This window comes from Pseudomonas sp. P5_B2 (genome assembly GCF_056400445.1).
This window is the reverse complement of the sequence record NZ_JBFULH010000917.1, coordinates 1-1,304: the sequence shown is the minus strand read 5'-3', so window position 1 is coordinate 1,304 and position 1,304 is coordinate 1. Positions and strand designations below refer to the sequence as shown.

1 protein-coding gene is annotated in these 1,304 nt (G+C 55.9%); it reads right to left on the bottom strand.

From position 1 onward, the window contains the following. Positions 1 to 1,304, bottom strand: a 1,304-nt coding sequence (locus AC1DRJ_RS27990) for an FAD-dependent oxidoreductase (protein ID WP_477804998.1), incomplete at both ends; no start/stop codon positions are given.

The window sequence follows — 1,304 nt, the reverse complement described above, 5'->3', positions numbered from 1 at the left end:
GTTCTGAAGCCAGGCGCTGCGCTGTTGTTGCGCTTGGCGTCCGAGCAGTGCGAAACCGCGCAAGGTGCCCGCGTCGTCGTGAAACGCTGCGCTAAGGCCGTCGGCCGTTGATTCAATTCGCCATTGACCAGAGCAATTAGCGGGTGCCGCTAGCAAGCACAATGGCGCCGCCGGGGTTTTCACGGTAACTGGCATCAGCGGATACCGCACAATTGTCGGTTGTCCCAACAGGGTACGGGCTAAGGCTTCGATGCCTTGGTTGATCGGCGCCAGATAAGGCATCAACTGGCCGTCGATTTCGATGCAGTCTCCAAGTGCATAAATACCTGGTATTGAAGTCTCCAGATATTCATCGACCTTGATCCCGCGGCCACATTCCAGACCACAGGCGAGCGCCAGCTCTTGGTTAGGTCGCAAACCAATAGCTGACAACACCAAGTCAGCTTTATGTTGCTCGCCGTTGGCCAATGTCAGTTCGAATCCATCGTTACTGCGCTCAATTCGCTGCAAGGTGGTTTGCAGGTTCCATTGCACTCCTAGACCAGTAAGCGCTTGCTGCAGATGGAGTCCTGCAGGCTCCGGTAACAAGCGCTCCATAGGCCAAGCACCCAAGCCAATGACTCGCACCTCGAAACCGCTGCTGGCCAGGTCATTGGCAAATTCACAACCAATAAGCCCGTCGCCGAGAATAGCGATACGATGCATACCAACTAATTGCGTGCGGAAGGCTTGATAGTCAGACAAGTTATTAACGCTTACCAACGCTTCCGCGCAGCCTTCGATCGGTACACGAATAGGTGCTGCGCCGCTGGCTAGAACTAGCTGGCCATAGGTCATTTCACCAAGGTTGGTATGCAACCGTCGGGCTTGGGAATCGATGCGTTCAACCTGGCAATGCGGGTACACCCGTATGCCAAGTCGTTGTTCCACTGCTAATGGGCTCTCGCTGGCCAGAGCTGTCGCAGTTCGACCTTGAGCCAATGCAATAGAGAGTGCCGGCTTGGAGTAGACATGTCCGGACTCGCGAGTCAGTACACGGATCTCCAGATTCGGGTCTTGCTTGCGCAGAGCCTGAGCCAGRCCATAGCCTGCATGCCCGCTGCCGATGATTACTACAGGGCCAGCAGGACGGGCTGCTTGCACAGGCACTGAAACAGGCGCGACGGTAGCAACTGGGGCTGCTATAGGGGCGATGGTGACTACTGCAGCAACTGTGGCGGCGGTCACTGGCTCGGTGATCTCGATCATCTCGAAATCACTCTTGCCAACCTTACATTCGGGACACAACCAGTCTCCTGGTACAT